The organism is Bartonella sp. CM31XJBT (assembly GCF_028618555.1).
In the GTDB taxonomy this organism is placed as follows: Bacteria; Pseudomonadota; Alphaproteobacteria; order Rhizobiales; family Rhizobiaceae; genus Bartonella.
The window spans coordinates 33643-52293 of the sequence record NZ_JAQITD010000006.1 but is presented as its reverse complement, the minus strand read 5'-3'; the positions used below and the strand labels follow the sequence as shown (position 1 = coordinate 52293).

The 18651-nt window shown below is 40.8% G+C and carries 14 protein-coding genes; 13 read left to right on the top strand and 1 reads right to left on the bottom strand.

Going from position 1 to position 18651, the window contains the following annotated elements:
• Nucleotides 1-3 precede the first annotated feature (3 nt).
• The 13 genes from murD to ligA all read left to right on the top strand — a co-directional run bounded on the left by murD (nt 4) and on the right by ligA (nt 17479).
• The gene (murD, locus tag PVV63_RS04150; protein WP_273790782.1) at nt 4-1398 is read left to right on the top strand and encodes a UDP-N-acetylmuramoyl-L-alanine--D-glutamate ligase; all 1395 of its coding nucleotides are present in this window, start codon (nt 4-6) and stop codon (nt 1396-1398) included.
• A gap of 145 nt (nt 1399-1543) precedes the next feature.
• Nucleotides 1544-2698 carry an FtsW/RodA/SpoVE family cell cycle protein gene (locus tag PVV63_RS04145; protein ID WP_273790781.1) on the top strand — a complete coding sequence of 385 codons (1155 nt, stop codon included), beginning with the start codon at nt 1544-1546 and terminating at the stop codon, nt 2696-2698.
• Nucleotides 2691-3827 carry an undecaprenyldiphospho-muramoylpentapeptide beta-N-acetylglucosaminyltransferase gene (gene murG, locus PVV63_RS04140; RefSeq protein ID WP_273790780.1) on the top strand — a complete coding sequence of 379 codons (1137 nt, stop codon included), beginning with the start codon at nt 2691-2693 and terminating at the stop codon, nt 3825-3827. The genes PVV63_RS04145 and murG overlap by 8 nt, the downstream gene beginning before the upstream one ends.
• Entirely contained in the window at nt 3811-5238 is a 1428-nt protein-coding gene (murC, locus tag PVV63_RS04135; RefSeq protein ID WP_273790779.1) for a UDP-N-acetylmuramate--L-alanine ligase, read from the top strand. Before murG ends, murC begins: the two co-directional genes overlap by 17 nt.
• Nucleotides 5216-6193, top strand: coding sequence for a UDP-N-acetylmuramate dehydrogenase (gene murB / locus PVV63_RS04130; RefSeq protein WP_273790778.1), 978 nt, complete (start codon nt 5216-5218; stop codon nt 6191-6193). Before murC ends, murB begins: the two co-directional genes overlap by 23 nt.
• 238 nt (nt 6194-6431) lie before the next feature.
• Nucleotides 6432-7352 (top strand): D-alanine--D-alanine ligase, encoded by a 921-nt coding sequence (locus PVV63_RS04125; protein ID WP_273790777.1) that lies wholly within the window; start codon nt 6432-6434, stop codon nt 7350-7352.
• A complete protein-coding gene (locus tag PVV63_RS04120) occupies nt 7340-8251 on the top strand; it encodes a cell division protein FtsQ/DivIB (RefSeq protein WP_273790776.1) in 912 nt (303 codons plus the stop codon). Before PVV63_RS04125 ends, PVV63_RS04120 begins: the two co-directional genes overlap by 13 nt.
• Nucleotides 8248-9549 (top strand): cell division protein FtsA, encoded by a 1302-nt coding sequence (gene ftsA, locus PVV63_RS04115; protein ID WP_273790775.1) that lies wholly within the window; start codon nt 8248-8250, stop codon nt 9547-9549. The genes PVV63_RS04120 and ftsA overlap by 4 nt, the downstream gene beginning before the upstream one ends.
• A 63-nt stretch (nt 9550-9612) precedes the next feature.
• Nucleotides 9613-11385: a cell division protein FtsZ gene (ftsZ, locus tag PVV63_RS04110; RefSeq protein ID WP_273790774.1), complete on the top strand. Its 1773-nt coding sequence runs from the start codon at nt 9613-9615 to the stop codon at nt 11383-11385.
• 217 nt (nt 11386-11602) lie between these two features.
• Nucleotides 11603-12487, top strand: a complete 885-nt coding sequence (gene lpxC / locus PVV63_RS04105) for a UDP-3-O-acyl-N-acetylglucosamine deacetylase (protein ID WP_273790825.1) — start codon at nt 11603-11605, stop codon at nt 12485-12487.
• 158 nt (nt 12488-12645) lie between these two features.
• On the top strand, nt 12646-13539 hold the full coding sequence (locus tag PVV63_RS04100) for an outer membrane protein assembly factor BamD (RefSeq protein WP_273790773.1): 894 nt from the start codon (nt 12646-12648) through the stop codon (nt 13537-13539).
• Between the two features lie 6 nt (nt 13540-13545).
• The gene (gene recN / locus PVV63_RS04095; protein ID WP_273790772.1) at nt 13546-15207 is read left to right on the top strand and encodes a DNA repair protein RecN; all 1662 of its coding nucleotides are present in this window, start codon (nt 13546-13548) and stop codon (nt 15205-15207) included.
• 112 nt (nt 15208-15319) lie between these two features.
• Nucleotides 15320-17479 carry an NAD-dependent DNA ligase LigA gene (gene ligA, locus PVV63_RS04090; RefSeq protein WP_273790771.1) on the top strand — a complete coding sequence of 720 codons (2160 nt, stop codon included), beginning with the start codon at nt 15320-15322 and terminating at the stop codon, nt 17477-17479.
• Between the two features lie 395 nt (nt 17480-17874).
• Here the strand turns inward: ligA and PVV63_RS04085 are convergent, their stop codons facing one another.
• The gene (locus tag PVV63_RS04085) at nt 17875-18570 is read right to left on the bottom strand and encodes a hypothetical protein (RefSeq protein ID WP_273790770.1); all 696 of its coding nucleotides are present in this window, start codon (nt 18568-18570) and stop codon (nt 17875-17877) included.
• Nucleotides 18571-18651: the final 81 nt, after the last annotated feature.

Sequence of the window (18651 nt, the reverse complement as noted above, 5' to 3'; positions counted from 1 at the left end):
AATGTGATTTCTGTTACGTGTTATAAAGGTCAAAAAGTTGCTCTGTTTGGATTGGGACAGTCTGGACTAGCAACGGCACAAGCATTGATGTGTGGTGGTGCAGAAGTGGTGGCGTGGGATGATAGTCCTTCAAGCGTGCAAATGGCTTTTCGGCACAATATTCCAACACGAGATCTCCGTTATGAAGATTGGTCAGAATTTGTTGCATTGATTGTAGCTCCTGGAGTTCCTTTAAGTTATCCTCAACCCCATTGGGTTGTTGAAAAAGCACGAAAAAAAAATATAGAAATTATCGGTGATATTGAATTATTTGTTCGGGCGCGCCATCAATTTTTACAGCATTATGGTTTTTGTGACAAAGACGTTCCTTTCATTGCGATTACGGGGACGAATGGGAAGTCAACCACAACATCTTTACTTGCGCATTTGTTGGAAAAAATGGGCTATGATGTGCAGATGGGGGGAAATATTGGAAAGGCAATATTGACGCTTAAGCCCTTTGTTAAAAAACGTATCTATGTGATTGAATGTTCATCATTTCAAATTGATCTTACTCCCTCTCTTCAGCCGACTATTGGACTTTTATTAAATCTCACACCTGATCATATTGATCGACATGGAAGTTTTGCCTGTTATGTGCAAACCAAAAGGCATCTGATTGCTCAGGCTTCTCAGGCTTTTATTTCAGTTGATGATGCAGCTTGCCGGGTTTTATATCAACAGTTACTTCATGAGGGGAAGCAAATTGAGGCAATTTCCAAGGATCATTTTGTTGAAAATGGTTTTTATGCAGATGGGACCAAGCTCTTTTCTGTTCGTCAAGGACAGCGTCATATGCTTGCAGATCTTGCTCCTATGGCGGGGTTACGTGGGAGGCATAATGCGCAAAATGCCCTTATGGCATTAGCAACGTTGCAGGCTTTAAAAATAACCGATCCTTCTATGGACAAGCATTTAGCAAGTTATAAAGGGTTGGATCATCGTATGCAACAGGTGCGTAAAATGGGGGCGGTTTTGTTTATCAATGACAGCAAGGCGACTAATGCAGATGCAACAGCTCCTGCGCTTTCCACCTTTAATGATATTTTTTGGATTGTTGGGGGACAGGCAAAAAAGGGAGGAATAGAGTCTCTTAGAGAATTTTTTCCTAAAATTCGTAAAGCCTATTTGATTGGGAGTGCGGCGGAAGAATTTGCTCGCACTATTGGATCTGCTTTTCCCTTTTCTATGAGCTTAACTTTGGAAAATGCGGTGCGTGAAGCAGCTGTTGACGCAATAGGCTGTAAGGCAAAAGAGGTGACGGTTCTTTTGTCACCTGCTTGTGCAAGTTATGACCAATTTAAAAATTATGAAATGCGAGGCGAAGCATTTGTCTCTTTTGTGATGCAGTTACAATAAAAAAAGCATCAATTATAAAAAATATTTTTGCGTTAAGACTCCAGAATCTTTTTTTGTGTAATTTAGTTTTTAAAGTGTTTGTTAAACAGGCTGGGAACCCATATCACTTTGAGACAATTTATAAAATGGATAAGGTGTGTATATCATGGTGACGCGTGCAGATAGAGATCCAATTGCTAATTGGTGGTGGACGATTGATCGCTCTATCTTTGCAGCTTGTTTAATTTTAATGGGAATTGGCATTATGCTGTCTTTTGCTGCCAGCCCCATTATTACAAAAAAAATCGGAATTGCTGATAGTTTTTATTTTGTTCGGTGGCATATCATTTTCAGCATTTTAGCATTTTTTACGATGGTTACCATTTCTTTTTTTTCGCTTTCTAATATTCGTCGTTTATGTGCTCTTTTGCTCATTGTAACGCTTGCTCTTATGGTTGCAACCTTATTTTTTGGTCCAGAATTAAAGGGAGCACGGCGATGGATTCAGCTATTTGGTTTTTCTGTACAGGCTTCAGAGTTTATGAAGCCAGCTTTTGTGGTTATGTCCGCTTGGCTTTTTTCGGAACAGATACGCAAGAGGGGAATTCTAGGTTATACGTTAGCGATTGTACTTTATGGCATTTGTTGTGTGCTTCTGGTTTTGCAGCCTGATATTGGACAAACAGTTTTAATAAGTGCAACATGGGGGGGGCTGTTTTTTATTGCTGGTGTACCTCTTACTATTATTTTTCTCTTTCTCATTTTAGGCGTTGTAGGAATTATTTTAGCTTATTTTTTTCTGCATCATGTGCGCGAGCGGATCAATGGTTTTTTGACAGGTGAAGGAGATACTTTTCAAGTGGATGTAGGACGTGAGGCTATTTTGAATGGTGGTTGGTTTGGGCAAGGTCCTGGGGAGGGGACAGTAAAACGTATCATTCCTGATAGCCATACAGATTTTGTATTTTCCGTTGCTGCTGAAGAATATGGTATTATTCTTTGTTTATTAATTATGATGCTGTTTGGCTTTATCGTTATGCGTTCATTGTATATAGCCATGAATACACGTGATTCCTTTATACGTCTTGGTATTACTGGCATAGCAATGATGATTGGCTTTCAATCAGCTATTAATATGGCCGTTAATCTTCACTTAATTCCTCCAAAAGGCATGACATTGCCTTTTATTTCTTACGGTGGTTCTTCGATGGTGGCGATTGCGTTTTCAATGGGCATTTTGCTTAGTTTAACACGTCGTTGGCCAGAAGCACGCCTTTCAGCTTTTTCTTCCTCTTCTGTCTTGGATACCCCTTATGAATGATAAAAAAGTTATTGTTTTGGTGGCTGGTGGTACAGGTGGACATCTTTTTCCTGCTGAAGCCCTTTCTGTTGAATTAAGGAAGCGTGGATATGATGTTCATTTAATAACAGATGAAAGAGCACGACCTTTTGTTCGGTGCTTTGATGAAGAGCATATTCATATCGTTTCATCGGCAACGTTTATACGACGTCATCCTTTTGCTCTGATAAAGACGTTTTGGTCTTTGCTAAGGGGAATGGGGCAATCGTTGGCGTTGTTTTATAAATTACGTCCTGTTCTTGTTGGAGGATTTGGGGGGTATCCGAGCTTTCCTCCTCTTTTTATTGCGGCTTTAACGAGGCGTGTGACATTTATTCATGAACAAAATGCTGTTATGGGGCGTGCCAATCGGGTGTTGGCAATTTTTGTGCGTGCAATCGCTGGTGGTTTGTTGTCGCCAAATGGCGCTTATGCTCATAAAATACTTTTGACGGGGAATCCTGTCCGTGAGGCTGTGTTGAAGGCGGCCAAAATTCCTTATCATTCTTCAGAGGGGGAAAAGCCATTTAATTTTTTGATTTTTGGAGGTAGCCAAGGGGCTTCTGCTTTTTCACATATTGTTCCAGAAGCGATTGCTTTATTCGATGATAAGAACCGTAAACGTTTACGAATTGTACAGCAAGTTCGCGGTGAAGCAGGAGGGTTGATCAAAATCTACCGTGATATGGGCGTACAAGCAGAGGTTGCTCCTTTTTTTGATGATATGGCTGAACGTATGGCACATGCTCATTTTATTTTGTCGCGCGCTGGGGCTTCGTCCGTTTGTGAGATAGCGGTGATTGGTAGACCTGCTTTGCTTGTTCCATATCCCCATGCTTTAGATCATGATCAGGCTGCCAATGCAGCTCTGCTTGCTCGTGTAGGTGGTGCGCAAATTGTATCAGAAAAAGATTTGAATGCACAAAAGCTTTTTTCTCTTTTAATGCACGCTTGTTGTGCACCCCATTTATTGGAAAAACAAGCGCTTGCTGCAAAAAAAGTTGGGCAACCTCATGCAACCCGTTGCCTTGCTGATATGGCTGAATCCTTAATTGCAGGGCGATTGTTGTCAGATATAAAAGAGGAGCTTTTTAATGAAAATGCCACTTGATATAGGCGTTATCCATTTTATCGGAATCGGGGGGATCGGTATGAGTGGAATTGCGGAGGTTTTTTATAATCTTGGCTATAAAGTTCAAGGGTCAGATCAAGTTGAAAGTGCAAATGTTGAACGTTTGCGGAAAAAGGGAATTAACGTTCATATAGGTCATTGTGCTGAAAACTTAGGGAATGCAGAGGTTGTTGTTTTTTCTACTGCCGTTAAAAAAACAAATCCTGAGTATATTGCTGCAAAGGAAAGACATTTACCGCTTGTTAGACGTGCAGAAATGCTGGCGGAGCTGATGCGGTTTCGGCGTGCAATTGCGGTGGGTGGTACACATGGTAAAACAACAACCACATCAATGGTTGCAGCCCTTCTTGATGCTGGTCATTTTGATCCAGTGGTGATTAATGGCGGTATTATTAATGCTTATGGTACGAATTCTCGTACAGGAGATGGCGATTGGATGATTGTTGAAGCTGATGAAAGTGATGGTACATTTTTAAAGCTGCCTGCTGATATTGCTGTTATTACTAATATTGACGCTGAGCATTTGGATCATTATGGAAGTTTTGATGCTGTGCGTGAGGCTTTTCGGCAATTCGTAGAAAATGTTCCCTTTTATGGTTTTGCTGTTTTGTGCCTTGATCATCCAGAGGTTCAGTCATTGGCGGGCCGTATTGATGATCGTTGGGTGATCACTTATGGTGCAAATCCACAAGCAGATGTTCGTTTTCTTAATCTTTCGATGGATGGTCAAAAAACGCATTTTGATGTTCTTGTTCGCTCACGCAAAACAGGAAGAAAGATTGAGTTGAAAAATATGCTTTTGCCTATGGCAGGGCAGCATAATGTTGCCAATGCAACGGCGGCGATTGCTATTGCGCATGAACTTGGCATTTCAAATGAAGCTATAAAAAGGGGCTTAGCAGAATTTGGCGGAGTAAAACGGCGTTTTACGCGAACAGGAAGTTGGCGTGGCATTGAAATATTTGATGATTATGGACATCATCCTGTCGAAATAAAGGCTGTTTTGCGTGCTGCACGTGAGAGTGCAAAAGGGCGTGTTATTGCGATTGCACAACCCCATCGGTATTCACGGTTGTATCATTTATTTGATGATTTTGCTGCTTGTTTTAATGATGCAGATACAGTGTTGATTACGCCCGTTTATGCGGCTGGTGAAGAGCCTATTGTAGGATTTGGTTCTCAAGAATTGGTAGAGCATATTAAAATGGCGGGTCATCGTGATGTGCGCTTGATACATGGTTTGGAAGATGTTGTGTCTCTTGTCTCAAAATTTGCTCAGGCAGAGGATTATGTTGTTTTTCTTGGTGCTGGCAATATCACACAATGGGCTTGTGCGTTGCCTCATCAGTTAGCGGTATTGGATGGTCATGATAAATTTTCAGCACATTGATGGTGAGGCGCTATTGGCGCAATTGCAACCATTGTTGGGTGGCGTGAGAGGAAAACTTACACCTAATGTTGAGATGCGTAAGGTAACGTGGTTTCGCACGGGCGGATTGGCAGAGCTTTTTTATCAGCCTGTTGATGAAGAAGATTTGGCTCTCTTTCTTCAAAATTTGCCTGAATTTGTTCCTGTAACAATTGTCGGTATCGGTTCTAATCTTCTGGTGCGTGATGGGGGGGTTCCTGGTGTTGTGATTCGTCTTTCGCCAAAAAGTTTTGGGCAAGTGAAGCAGGTTTCTCCAAAAGGCTTTTTAGTTGGTGCTGGTGCGGCGGATAAACATTTAGCTGCTGCCGCTTTAGAAGCTGAGATTGCAGGTTTTCATTTTTATCATGGTATTCCTGGAGGTCTTGGAGGAGCTCTCAAAATGAACGCTGGTGCGAATGGTGTTGAAACCGCAGCGCGTGTTGTCGAGGTCTATGCGCTGGATCGTAAAGGGCAACGTCATATCTTGAGTGTGAAAGATATGCATTATTCCTATCGCCATTGTGATGTTCCTAAAGATTTTATTTTTACGGCTGCTTTATTGGAAGGAAAACTCGGCAATAAAGATGATATTCGTGCTGCTATGGATGAAGTTGCCCTCCACAGAGAAACAGTGCAACCTATTCGTGAAAAAACAGGGGGGTCAACTTTCAAAAATCCTGGGAATGGATCTGCGTGGCGCGTGATTGATGAAGCAGGGTGTCGTGGTTTACGGATTGGTGGCGCTCAAATGAGTGAAATGCACTGTAATTTTATGATTAATACAGGGCAAGCAACAGGATATGATCTTGAAGCATTGGGAGAAACAGTGCGTGCACGTGTTTTTGCAAATTCAGCCCACCTTTTACAATGGGAAATAGAGCGTATTGGTCAATTTGAGCGCGGTCGAAGTGTTTCTCCTTTTGATCCATTTCATTGATTTATTGTTCACTAAAAAAGTGAAAATAAAAAATTGAGTCATTTCAAAGAGATAATAAAAAATTTCTATTAAGAATCAATAAATTAACAAAGAATCTCTTGCATCAGGCTTTTGAGTCTGATTCATTATGCAAAATGCTAGGTTATTGATTCGCAAGGATAAACTTTGTTTTTCCTGTATATGGTGCTGATGTATTCTATATAGACTACATATAGTATGCGAAAGAGGGTGATTTATTATGAAAGATAAACATATAGCTGTGTTAATGGGAGGTTTTTCTTCTGAGCGGTCTGTAAGTTTATCTTCAGGGGCGGCTTGTGCTGATGTTCTAGAGGTACAGGGGTATCGCGTGAGCCGCGTGGATGTTGATGCTCGTATTGCTTCTGTTCTTGAACAGTTGCAGCCCGATATTGCCTTCAATGCATTGCATGGTCCATTTGGTGAAGATGGCCGGATTCAGGGGATTCTTGAATATTTAAAAATTCCTTATACTCATTCTGGCGTGATGGCATCTGCTTTGGCAATGGATAAGGGACGTGCAAAAATTATCGTTGCAAATGTTGGGGTTTGTGTTGCTCCTTCTCGTATCATGAGCCGCTTTGCTTTGGGCCGAACGCATCCCATGGAGCCTCCTTATGTAATTAAACCTGTGTGTGAAGGATCAAGTTTTGGTGTTGTCATTGTCCAAGGAAATGAAGCTGTACCGCCGCATAATATTGGGGGAGCTGAGTGGGGATATGCCGATGAGGTGATGATTGAAAAATATATTCCTGGTCGTGAATTGACTTGTGCTGTTTTGGGGAATGAAGTGCTGGATGTGTGTGAAATTCTTCCCGATAAAAACTTTCCATTCTACGATTATGACTCAAAATATAAAACGGGTGGTTCTCTTCACATTTGTCCTGCACAACTTTCACTAAATATTTACCAAAGTGTGCAAAGAATGTCTTTAGCAGCCCATCAGGCGATAGGGTGTCGAGGTGTTAGCCGTTCTGATTTTCGTTTTGATGAAAAAACGGGAGAGTTGGTTTGGCTTGAAATTAATACGCAACCCGGTATGACATCGACGTCTCTTCTTCCTGATATTGCAAAAGCGAGCGGCCGTACTTACGGCGATATTGTTCAATGGATGGTGGAGGACGCATCATGTATGCGTTGAATGTTAGTAAAACAAATGTTCCGATGGAGGTGCTTTCAGTGCCGGCTTTGCCACGTCTTTATCGTCGTTTTCTTCGGTTTATGTTTGAGTTTGTTTTTGTTAATATTCATATTCCACGCCATTTTGGCTCTTTTGCTGTTGTATGGTTTTTCTTTGTTACGGCTTTTTATGGACTTTCATCAAGTGGTCAGATGGCTGTGATCGTAAACACGATCATATTGGATAGTAGTTTTGTGGTCACTCATGTTGATATAAGCGGTAATAAGCGCTTGGCAAAGCAGGATATTTTTAAAATTTTAAAACTTGATGTTGCGCCTTCTATATTCACTTTTGATGTTGAAAGAGCGCGTTCTCTTTTGGAAAAACAGGCTTGGGTGCAATCGGCTAATGTTCAGAAAATTTATCCTAATAAAATGCGCATTTCCATCGTGGAGCGTGAACCCTATGCCATTTGGCAACATGATGGCATAATGGATATTGTTGATAATACAGGTCGTGTCATTGTGCCTTTTAAAGGGGAAATTGTTCGGGATTTACCTCTTGTGGTTGGGCAGGGGGCACAAAATGCTGCTAAAGTGTTTATTCAAGCGCTGTCAGTCTATCCGGAAGTATATGATCGTATTCGTGCTTTTGTGCGGGTAGGTGATCGACGTTGGGATCTTGTTTTGAATAATGGAATGCGCGTTATGTTGCCTGAAAATGGTGCTCTTGAAAGGCTTTCTTCTCTTTTTTCGTCCGGTACAATGCAAGATCTTTTATCTCGCGATATTCTCAGTGTTGATTTACGTCTTGCTGATCGAATTACTGTTTCTTTATCAGATGAAACGTTGGAGCGTTATCATGCTACTGTAGCAGAAGAAGAACGTATTTTAAAAGCGCGAAAGGCAGGAAGCCTATGATGCTACTCAGATCACATCATTTGAAGGGGCGTAAAACACGTTTTTTAACGGTACTTGATGTCGGTTCAAGTAAGATTGTTTGTCTTATTGCTTGTTTGCGTCCTTTGAAGCATGCACACTATTTACATGGTCGTACACATTCTACGGAAATTCTAGGCTTTGGAGTGCAGCGTTCACGTGGTATTAAATCCGGTGTTGTCATGGATATGTTTGCAGCAGAACAATCAATAAGATTGGCTGTTGATGCGGCAGAAAAAATGGCGGGTTTGGTGGTGGATTCAGTGATTGTGAATTTTTCCTCAAGTCGATTACAAAGTGCTTTGATTAATGGAAAGGTCCATTTGAATGGTCGTGAAGTCACCAAGCGTGATATGCGTATGGCCTTTTCAGATGTTTCGCGTAAAGCCTTTGATGCTGAACGTCATGTTATGCACTCAGTTCCAGTTTCTTATGTATTGGATGGAGATAAAGGAATTTTTGATCCTATTGGCATGGCAGGGGAAACATTTGGTGTCGACGTGCATGTGGTAACAGCAGAAACAGCCTCTTTGCGTAATTTAGAAACTTGTATTAATCGTGCACATTTGAGTGTTGAAGCAATGGTTGCTACTCCCTTTGCAAGTGGTCTTGCTGTCTTGATGAATGATGAGGCGCATTTAGGGGCTGCATGTATTGATTTTGGTGGTGGAACAACAACATTTTCAGTGTTTTTTGAAGGAAAATTTATTCATGCGGATGCTCTTGCTGTTGGGGGGCATCATGTCACTCTTGATGTTGCGCGCGGATTTTCTATGTCTTTAACAGAGGCGGAACGTTTAAAAGTTGTTTATGGTTCAGCACTTTTAACAAGTGCTGATGAGCGGCAAATGATTAATGTAGCAGAAATTGGGAGTGAACAGCGTGAAACTCAATATCCTCGCGCGGTTCTTGGGCGTATCATTCGTGCGCGTGTTGAAGAAATTTTAGAAATGGTCCGTGATTGTTTAAATCGTTCTGGTTTTGGTCACATCATTGGTAAACGTGTTATTTTGACGGGGGGAGCAAGCCAGTTAACAGGATTGCCAGAAATGGCACGTACTATATTAGGAAGAAATGTTCGTATCGGGCGGCCTTTAGGTATTTCGAGGCTTCCTTCTCTTGCAAAAGGGGCGGCGTTTACATCTGCTGTTGGGTTGTTAATTTATCCGCAATTGGTGGGTTTTGAAGAAAAAACAATGCAGGCGGCAGGAAATCATTTATCGATGGGCACGCGTGGGTATTTTCAGCGTGTTGGTGAGTGGTTGCGTGAGAGTTTTTAGTTAAGTCTAGTTGGATAAATTTCATCGCTTTGGCTTGCGGTGTCTTATGAGAAGGAAAAGAAAATGACGATTAATCTGCATCGGCCAGATATCGCGGAATTGAAGCCACGCATTACCGTTTTTGGTGTTGGAGGTGGTGGCGGGAATGCCGTGAATAATATGATAAATGCTGGTCTTCAGGGAGTTGACTTTGTTGTTGCAAATACGGATGCACAGGCTTTGGCTATGTCAAAGGCTGAACGTGTTATCCAACTTGGGGCAGCTGTGACAGAAGGTTTGGGTGCTGGGGCTTTGCCGGAAGTTGGACAAGCGGCAGCAGAGGAATGTATTGATGAAATTATTGATCATCTTGCAGACTCTCATATGGTTTTCATTACTGCTGGTATGGGGGGAGGAACTGGAACAGGAGCTGCTCCCGTTGTTGCTCGCGCAGCGCGTGAAAAAGGTATTTTGACTGTTGGTGTTGTGACAAAGCCGTTTCAGTTTGAAGGCGCACGTCGTATGAAAACGGCAGAGGCTGGTATTGAAGAATTACAAAAGTCTGTCGATACATTGATTGTTATACCCAATCAAAATCTTTTCCGTATTGCAAATGATAAGACAACGTTTGCTGATGCTTTTGCTATGGCTGACCAAGTGCTTTATTCTGGTGTTGCTTCCATTACGGATTTGATGATTAAAGAGGGTTTAATTAACCTTGATTTTGCTGATGTTCGTTCTGTTATGCACGAAATGGGGCGAGCCATGATGGGAACGGGTGAGGCATCTGGTGATGGGCGTGCTTTGGCTGCGGCTGAAGCTGCTATTGCAAACCCACTGTTGGATGATACCTCTATGCGTGGGGCGCGTGGTTTATTGATTTCTATTACGGGTGGTCGTGATATGACTCTCTTTGAGGTTGATGAAGCTGCTAATCGTATTCGTGAAGAAGTGGATGCTGATGCGAATGTGATCTTTGGCGCTATTGATGATGAGTCATTGGAAGGTGTTATTCGTGTTTCTGTGGTTGCCACCGGTATTGATCGTGAAGTTAGTGATGTTGTTCAGTCCTCTCATCCTCAGATTCAAAGACCTGCTTCTTCAATACGCAAGAGCGATCCTGGAACGTCACACAGTTCTTTTCACGTTCAGTCATCGCCTCTGCGTTCTGAGTCAATGGTAGAAGTGATCGAATCACTTGAAATAGAGAAGGGTAAATCAACCGGAGAACAGTTCCGTCCCAAAAGTCAAATTTTTGCACAACCTGCAGAATCAATGACGACACGAAGTACCACGAATGCTGTTGCGTATGGTTCAAATGCTGTTCAGGAACAGAGATCCAATGTGCCTCGTATGCAAGTAAGCCGTGGTTCTCAACAGGCGATGACGGCTCCTGTGAGTATGGAGGCAACAGCACATGTTCTTGATGAGATGACAGGGGTTGTGAAGCAAAAAGAAAAGCCAGTGCAACCAAAACAAATGCAACAAATGCAAGCGCGCGCTCCAATGCGTATGCCTGAGTTAAAGGATTTTCCTCCTGTTGCTCATGGACAAAGTCAAAGAACATTTGTGACTGATCAAGGTCCTCGTAATCTTTGGCAGCGTTTGAAACAGAGCTTGACACATCGTGAAGAAGCTGAGCCAGAAGCGAGGCTGGAGCCTGCTGTTAGATCGTCTCAGCAGAAAGAGTCTCATGTTTACAATAAAAATTCTCAGGCGCTTTCTCAAGATGCTTCTGTGTATGTTCCACGTCGTTCTGGTGAGCTGCACCCTCAGGTACCACAAGATCAACGTACTTTTATAAGTGAAGAAGATCAGTTGGAAATACCAGCATTTTTACGTCGTCAGGCAAATTAATTGATGAAAAGTGAGATAAAGTAAGAAAAATTATTATTTCTTTAATGATCAGTCAAAAATTATACAGTAAAATATATTGCTGTTTTTTTGATAAAATACTTTGTTTTAAAAAAAAACCGCTTATAATAAGCGGTTTTTTTTTATTATTTACTATGAATATTCTTTATAATTTTATAAATTTTGTTAAAAGATGTACAAGCAATTTAATAAAATGATTATGATGAATTTAGTACCAAAATATCAGTCTACTCTTAAAAAAGCAGTAACATTTAAGGGGATTGGCGTTCACAGTGGCTGTTTGTCAGTGGTAAAGGTTTGTCCAGCGGATGTTGGGTGTGGTATTGTTTTTAAGCGTTGTGGATTAGACGGAACAGAGAAAATATTTCAAGCTCATGCATCGCAAACAGGAGAAACTGAATTATCAACAGTACTTGGAGATGGAGATGTAAGGGTTGAAACAATTGAACATTTGATGGCAGCAATTGCTGCTTATAATTTGGATAATCTTGTTATTGAAGTGTCACATAATGAGATTCCTATTTTGGATGGTTCAGCGTGGCTATATTGCCAAGCTTTTGAAGATGTTGGTATTGTACAGCAAAATGCGTTGCGTTCTTATTTCATTATAAAAAAGCCGGTGCGAGTTGAAGGATCTCATGGTGTTGCAGAGCTTTTGCCATTCGATGGACGTCGTTTTGATATAACGATCTCTTTTCCTTCTTCTGCTATTGGTAAGCAACATTTCAGTTTTGATCTTACCACACGAGGGTTTAGGGATGATTTGTCACGTGCGCGCACTTTTGGTTTTATCAAAGACGTGGAAGAATTAAGGCTTTCTGGAAAGGCGAGAGGTGCTTCTTTGGAAAATTCTCTTGTTATCGACCTTAATGATAAAATTTTAAATCCCGATGGTCCTTATTGGGAGAATGAATGTGTTCGGCACAAGATGCTTGATGCGATTGGTGATACTGCTTTGCTGGGAGCACCTTTTATTGGATTATTTCGTTCTTATTGTAGTGGGCATAGAATTAATGCGCAATTGGTGAAAGCTGTTTTGGCGGACGAATCATATTACGAAAAAAGCTTTTTAGAGAAAGAGTAAAAAAATTGACAAGATTTTTTTATCGTTTATTTGATTTTTAAGGGGATGATTGACCTAAACTGCTAAATTGGTTATGTGGATTTTAAAGTGATATGGTATAAAAACTTTAATAAATTGTTTTTGCTACAAGGTGATATTCTCTGGAGGCCGGAAAAACTATGAAAAAATCTCATGTGTGCATTGGAAATATGACATATAGAAAATCTAACATTGTACGCAAGATATTGGGGGTGGTACTTTTAGGAAGCACCTGTATGTTAGCGGGATGTCTCTTTAAAGAGAAAAAAACCCTTGATCCATCTGCTTATGTTTTGAAAATAGAGCCACCAGATGTTCTCTATAATCAGGCGCTTGCTAGCCTTGAAAGTGGGCGGCTTGGGGATGCATCGAAGAAGTTTTTGAAGATTGAAAAACAGTACGCTTATACAGACTGGGGGCGTAAATCTTTGGTCATGGGTGCTTTTACTAATTATCGACTCGGAAAGTATGATGATTCGATTAGTATGGCTCAACGCTATATTACTCTTTATCCAGGGTCGACTGACTCGGCTTATGCGTATTATATTATTGGTCTTTCTTCTTTCCGTCGGATTCCTGATGTTACACGTGATCAACGTGATACGAAACGTGCTATTGCTGCTATGCAGCTTCTTATAGAGCGTTATCCTAATTCTGAGTATGTCAAGGATGCTAAGGATAAAATCCGTTTTGGTCGCGAACAGCTGGCTGGTAAAGAAATGCAGATTGGCCGTTATTATGAAGAGGGGCGGCGTTACCTTGCGGCAAGTAGACGGTTTCGTACCGTGGTTGAAGAGTATTCTGATACAAATCAAATTGAAGAAGCGCTTTTCCGCTTGACTGAGGTTAATCTTGCTCTCGGCTTAACGGCGGAAGCACAGACGGCAGCAGCTATTTTAGGACGTAATTATCCCAAAAGTGAGTGGTATAAATTTTCTTATAATCTCTTGCAGAAGAATAAAATATCGCCACGTGAGCATAAATCTTCTTGGATCTCAAATGCTTTAGGTGGTGATAAGAAGAGGGTACGTTGATTCTCTATGTTGGTACAGCTTTCGATTCATAATATTGTTTTGATCGAAACGCTTGATATTCATTTTACGGCGGGGTTGACGGTTTTAACTGGAGAAACAGGTGCGGGGAAGTCTATTCTCCTTGATGCTTTATCACTTGCTCTAGGGGGGCGGGGTGATGCTTCGCTTGTGCGTCATGGTGCTGACCGCGGGCAGGTCACAGCTGTTTTTGATGTGTCTGTTTCACATCCTGCACGTCAACTTATTCGTGAGAATGGTCTTGATGATGAGGGTGATATTATTTTACGGCGTGTGCAATCAAGTGATGGACGTAGCCGTGTTTTTATCAATGATCAGGTGTCTAGTGTTGCATTGATGCGGAGTGTTGGCCGTTTGCTGGTTGAAATCCATGGACAACATGATGATCGTGCGCTTGTTGATGTTGCTACACATCGCCAATTATTAGATGCCTTTGGTGGTCTTGAAGATGAAGTGGAAAATTTGCGTCAGTGTTATCACTCATGGCGTGAATTTGAGGAGCGTTTGCAACGGCAGCGTCTTAAAGTAGAGAGTGCCGTACGTGAGGTTGATTATCTTCGTGCGTGTGTAGAAGAGCTTGAAAAGCTTGATTTTAAAGTTGGTGAAGAGGAAGCTCTTTCTCTTCGTCGTGCTGATATGCTTAAATTAGAAAAAATAGCGACAGATATTAAAGAAGCGGATGATCTTTTAACGGGTCAAAAATCACCAATCCCAGTACTTTCTAATTTGGTGAGGCGTTTGGAGCGGAAAATTCCTGAGGCGCAAGAACTTATTGTACCAGTGGTGAAATCTATTGATGAGGCATTGCATGCACTTGCAACAGCACAAGAAGGTATTGAGACGGCAATACGAGCATTAGATTTTGAACCTGATGAATTGGAACGGATAGAAGAGCGTCTTTTTTCTCTTCGGGGTTTTGCTCGTAAATATCAAGTTTCAGCGGATGAATTGATTCAGTTACGCGATAAAATGGATGCAGAACTCGCTGATTTTGAAGAGGCTCAGACTATATTGACACGCTTTGAAGATGAGGCAAGACAAGCACAAAAAAAATATGATATGTTAGCGCAAGCGTTGTCAATAAAACGTCAAGAGGTTGCAAAGAACTTGTCTGAAAGCGTGATGACTGAGCTACCGGCATTGAAATTAGAGAGGGCTGAATTTATTGTTGAAATGCAAAGTGATACGGAAAAGCGGAGTGCAGAGGGATGTGATCGTGTTGAATATTGGGTGCGAACAAATCCTGGCTCACGGGCTGGTCCCATGCTTAGTGTGGCTTCTGGCGGTGAATTATCTCGTTTTTTGCTGGCATTAAAAGTTGTTTTATCTGATCGAGGATCAGCACCGACGCTGATTTTTGATGAAATTGATACAGGCGTTGGGGGGGCTGTTGCAGCGGCTATTGGGCAACGGTTGCAACGCTTATCAGAACATGTCCAAGTTTTCGCTATTACGCATGCTCCACAGGTTGCATCGAAAGCGCATGGTCATTTTCTTATTTCAAAAATTGAGAGTCATGATAAAGGACGCTTTGTTACTGCGATTCATAAAATGGAAGAGCATGAGCGTGCAGAAGAAATTGCCCGTATGTTGGCTGGAGAACAGATTACTGAAGAAGCGCGTGCAGCGGCTCAAAAGCTTCTAGCATAAAGGTAATTAGTCAGCGATAAAAATACTGGAAAGCTTGTATTTATTGAGATTCACTTGATGAGGATGCGTGTGGAAATCCTTGTGGCAGTGCTTGTAATTTGGAATAGATTTTATGAACAAAGATGCAGATAAAAATCTCACAGCTGTTGAAGCAGAACGTGAATTAGAGTGGTTGGCAAAAGAAATTGCACGTCATGATGTGCTTTATAATCGTGATGATCAGCCTGAAATTTCTGATGCAGAATATGATGCTTTGCGCCGCCGTAATGCAGAAATTGAAGCTCTTTTTCCAGAGCTTATACGTATTGATTCTCCTTCACATAAAATTGGGGCACCAATTTCTGAAAAGTTTGAAAAATCTGTTCATGCACAGCCTATGCTTTCACTTGATAATGCGTTTAGCTCTGAAGATGTTAGTGAATTTGTTGAGCGTATTCGTCGTTTTTTACGGCTTCCAGAAACACAAGTGTTAGAAATAACAGCGGAGCCAAAAATTGATGGTTTATCTTTGTCTTTACGCTACGAAAAGGGGCGGCTTGTGCGTGCGGCAACGCGTGGGGATGGAACTGTCGGTGAAAATGTGACGGCAAATGCCCGAACAATTGCTGATATTCCACAAGTTTTACAAAGTGATTTTCCTGATATCATTGAGGTTCGCGGTGAAGTTTATATGGGGCGGGAAGATTTCCAAGCACTGAATATCAGCCAACAAGAGAAGGGAAAGTTAACTTTTGCCAATCCTCGAAATGCGGCGGCTGGTTCACTCCGTCAGCTTGATTCACGGATAACCGCTAGCAGAAAACTTCAATTTTTTGCTTATGCTTGTGGTGAGGTGAGTGAAATATTGGCAGAAAGTCAAATGGAGATGATGAAAAAGCTAAAAGAATATGGCTTTGTTATCAATCCATTAACAAAAGTCTTTAAGACAGTAAAAGAAATTATTTCGTATTATCACGATATCGAAGAATGCCGTCATTCTTTAAGCTATGATATTGATGGCATTGTTTATAAGGTTAATGATTTGATGCTCCAAAAGCGTTTGGGGTTTGTTTCTCGTTCGCCGCGTTGGGCTATCGCCCATAAATTTCCAGCAGAAAAAGCGATAGCGCTTTTGGAAGATATTGACATTCAAGTTGGTCGCACGGGAGCTTTGACACCTGTTGCACGTCTTACGCCTATTACTGTTGGTGGAGTGGTGGTGACCAATGCTAGTTTGCATAATGAGGATTATATTAAGGGAATTGGTCATAAAGGAGAGCCCATTCGTGAAGGACGTGATATCCGTGTAGGCGATAGCGTGATTGTACAACGTGCTGGTGATGTGATCCCTCAAGTTATTGATGTTATCATTGAAAAACGCCCGAAAGATGCTGCTGTTTTTATTTTTCCTCATTTGTGCCCAGCTTGTGGGAGTCATGCTGTTCGTGAAGTGCGAGAAGCCGTGCGTCGCTGTACAGGGGGGCTTATTTGTCCGGCACAAGCGATTGAACGTATTCGTCATTTTGTTTCACGCAATGCTTTTGATATTGAGGGCTTGGGTAAAAAACAAGTGGAGTTCTTTTTCCATGTTCAAGATGAAGCGCTTTGTATTCATACACCAGCCGATATTTTTACGTTACAACGGCGCCAAGAAAAATCTTTGATACGTTTGGAAAATATGGAAGGTTTTGGTACTGTTTCAGTGCGGAAATTGTATGATGCCATTAATGCGCGCCGAGAAATTCCTTTGAGCCGTTTTTTGTTTGCATTGGGGATTCGTCATGTTGGCGAAGTGAATGCACGCCGCCTTGCACGTGCTTATAAAAATTATACAGCTTTTGAGATCGCGGCTATGGAAGCACTTATGCCATGTGATAAGAAAAATGAAGAAGGAAATGAGGCTTGGATGGAGCTTACCAATATTGAAGGAATTGGACCACAGGTAGGGAGCGCAATTGTTGATTTTTATCAAGAAGCGCATAACCGTGAGATTTTATCTGTTTTGCTTGAAGAAGTAACACCTCTTGATGAAGAGCCTATCATAGCAGATTCTTCACCAATAGCGGAGAAGATCATTGTTTTTACAGGAACTTTGTCGCATATGTCACGCGATGAAGCAAAAGCATTGGCAGAGCGATTAGGGGCTAAAACATCTGGTTCACTTTCTAAAAAAACAGATCTTCTTGTTGCAGGACTTGGAGCGGGCTCCAAATTGGCTAAAGCTGAAGAATTAGGTGTTGAGGTTATCGATGAAGAGGTTTGGCTACAGCTGATTGAGAAACATAATGTTTAAAGGGTGTTTTCCAGAAGATCGTATACTGTTGATATGATTATCTTTCTTACATTTTTTTGGGGGATGAAATCAAAAAGGGGATAATAGGAGCTGTTTTTTGCAAAAATAGAGCGCCATATATTTTGATATTTATTAAGTTATTAAAATAATTAACGTTGAACTTAAATATTAAACTTAAACTATTATGATGAAGAATATGCAAGGTTATTATTAGTAAAAGATATAAATTATTACTGTGAAGAAAGGTAAAATTTTTGAACAAATATGTAGAATTTAATCCAAAATGCCGTAATAGAAATGTAACGCGGAAGATTACAAAATATAATAAAATATTCCGCTATAAATGAATAAGGGATATAAATGCGAGTTGTTTATTATGTTGAATTTATAAAAGATTACTGGTACCTATACTTATCAGGCATTATTAGATGGTACACTTGTCCAATTTCATTACAAAATTTCGGATATTCGCTAATGCGTCTAGCAGCATAATTTTTTTCCTGACTTCCTTCATCTCTCTCAAATTTCTCAGCATAGGAAATTTCGTTTATTAGAGCTAGTATTTGGATTGAGAATATTTCAGAATTAAATACCATTCGTGCGTATCTAAACATTGGATCTGTCGAGTTCATGACCAAATTTTTTGCCCAAATGAAATCGTTTTCTTTCCAATTATATTGAGAACGTAGCTTATGTATGTAGGTAGGTAGGGATAATGCTGGAAATTTTTTATTGTACTCTCCCTGTAATAAGTCCACAAGGCATGCACACCAAACAACTTTCGCATGGATAAGATTTATATTTTCAGGAATTAGTACTACCATCCCAGGGCTTAGAACATGATATACACCATAACTCTTATTATCCAGATATTTTTTTGCAATTTCTAGGCGCTCTTCGTATATATTATCAGGATATTGTGTCTTTACGTACTCTTCGTATAATTTATCGTACTGATTTGGAGTAATGACTTGATTTTCAGAAAATAAAGCAATAGGAATTCGCTTAAATTTAGTAATTTCCTTCAATACAGAAGGCCCAATATAGTATCCAAATAATAATATTACGGAACAAAATAAAATTATACGCATTAGGATAGTCACTTTATTTCTAAAATACTGGATAAGGAAAGGATATAGATTACTAAGATCTGTGCTTAAGATTTTGTTAAC

Excerpts from the sequence above, each read along its gene's own strand:
- ligA (WP_273790771.1), top strand. The coding sequence starts at position 15,320 with ATGAACAAAGATGCAGATAAAAATCTCACAGCTGTTGAAGCAGAACGT.
- murC (WP_273790779.1), top strand. The coding sequence starts at position 3,811 with ATGAAAATGCCACTTGATATAGGCGTTATCCATTTTATCGGAATCGGG.
- PVV63_RS04120 (WP_273790776.1), top strand. The coding sequence starts at position 7,340 with ATGTATGCGTTGAATGTTAGTAAAACAAATGTTCCGATGGAGGTGCTT.
- murG (WP_273790780.1), top strand. The coding sequence starts at position 2,691 with ATGAATGATAAAAAAGTTATTGTTTTGGTGGCTGGTGGTACAGGTGGA.
- PVV63_RS04125 (WP_273790777.1), top strand. The coding sequence starts at position 6,432 with ATGAAAGATAAACATATAGCTGTGTTAATGGGAGGTTTTTCTTCTGAG.
- recN (WP_273790772.1), top strand. The coding sequence starts at position 13,546 with ATGTTGGTACAGCTTTCGATTCATAATATTGTTTTGATCGAAACGCTT.
- murB (WP_273790778.1), top strand. The coding sequence starts at position 5,216 with ATGATAAATTTTCAGCACATTGATGGTGAGGCGCTATTGGCGCAATTG.
- lpxC (WP_273790825.1), top strand. The coding sequence starts at position 11,603 with ATGATGAATTTAGTACCAAAATATCAGTCTACTCTTAAAAAAGCAGTA.
- PVV63_RS04145 (WP_273790781.1), top strand. The coding sequence starts at position 1,544 with ATGGTGACGCGTGCAGATAGAGATCCAATTGCTAATTGGTGGTGGACG.
- PVV63_RS04100 (WP_273790773.1), top strand. The coding sequence starts at position 12,646 with ATGAAAAAATCTCATGTGTGCATTGGAAATATGACATATAGAAAATCT.
- ftsZ (WP_273790774.1), top strand. The coding sequence starts at position 9,613 with ATGACGATTAATCTGCATCGGCCAGATATCGCGGAATTGAAGCCACGC.
- PVV63_RS04085 (WP_273790770.1), bottom strand. The coding sequence starts at position 18,570 with ATGCGTATAATTTTATTTTGTTCCGTAATATTATTATTTGGATACTAT.
- ftsA (WP_273790775.1), top strand. The coding sequence starts at position 8,248 with ATGATGCTACTCAGATCACATCATTTGAAGGGGCGTAAAACACGTTTT.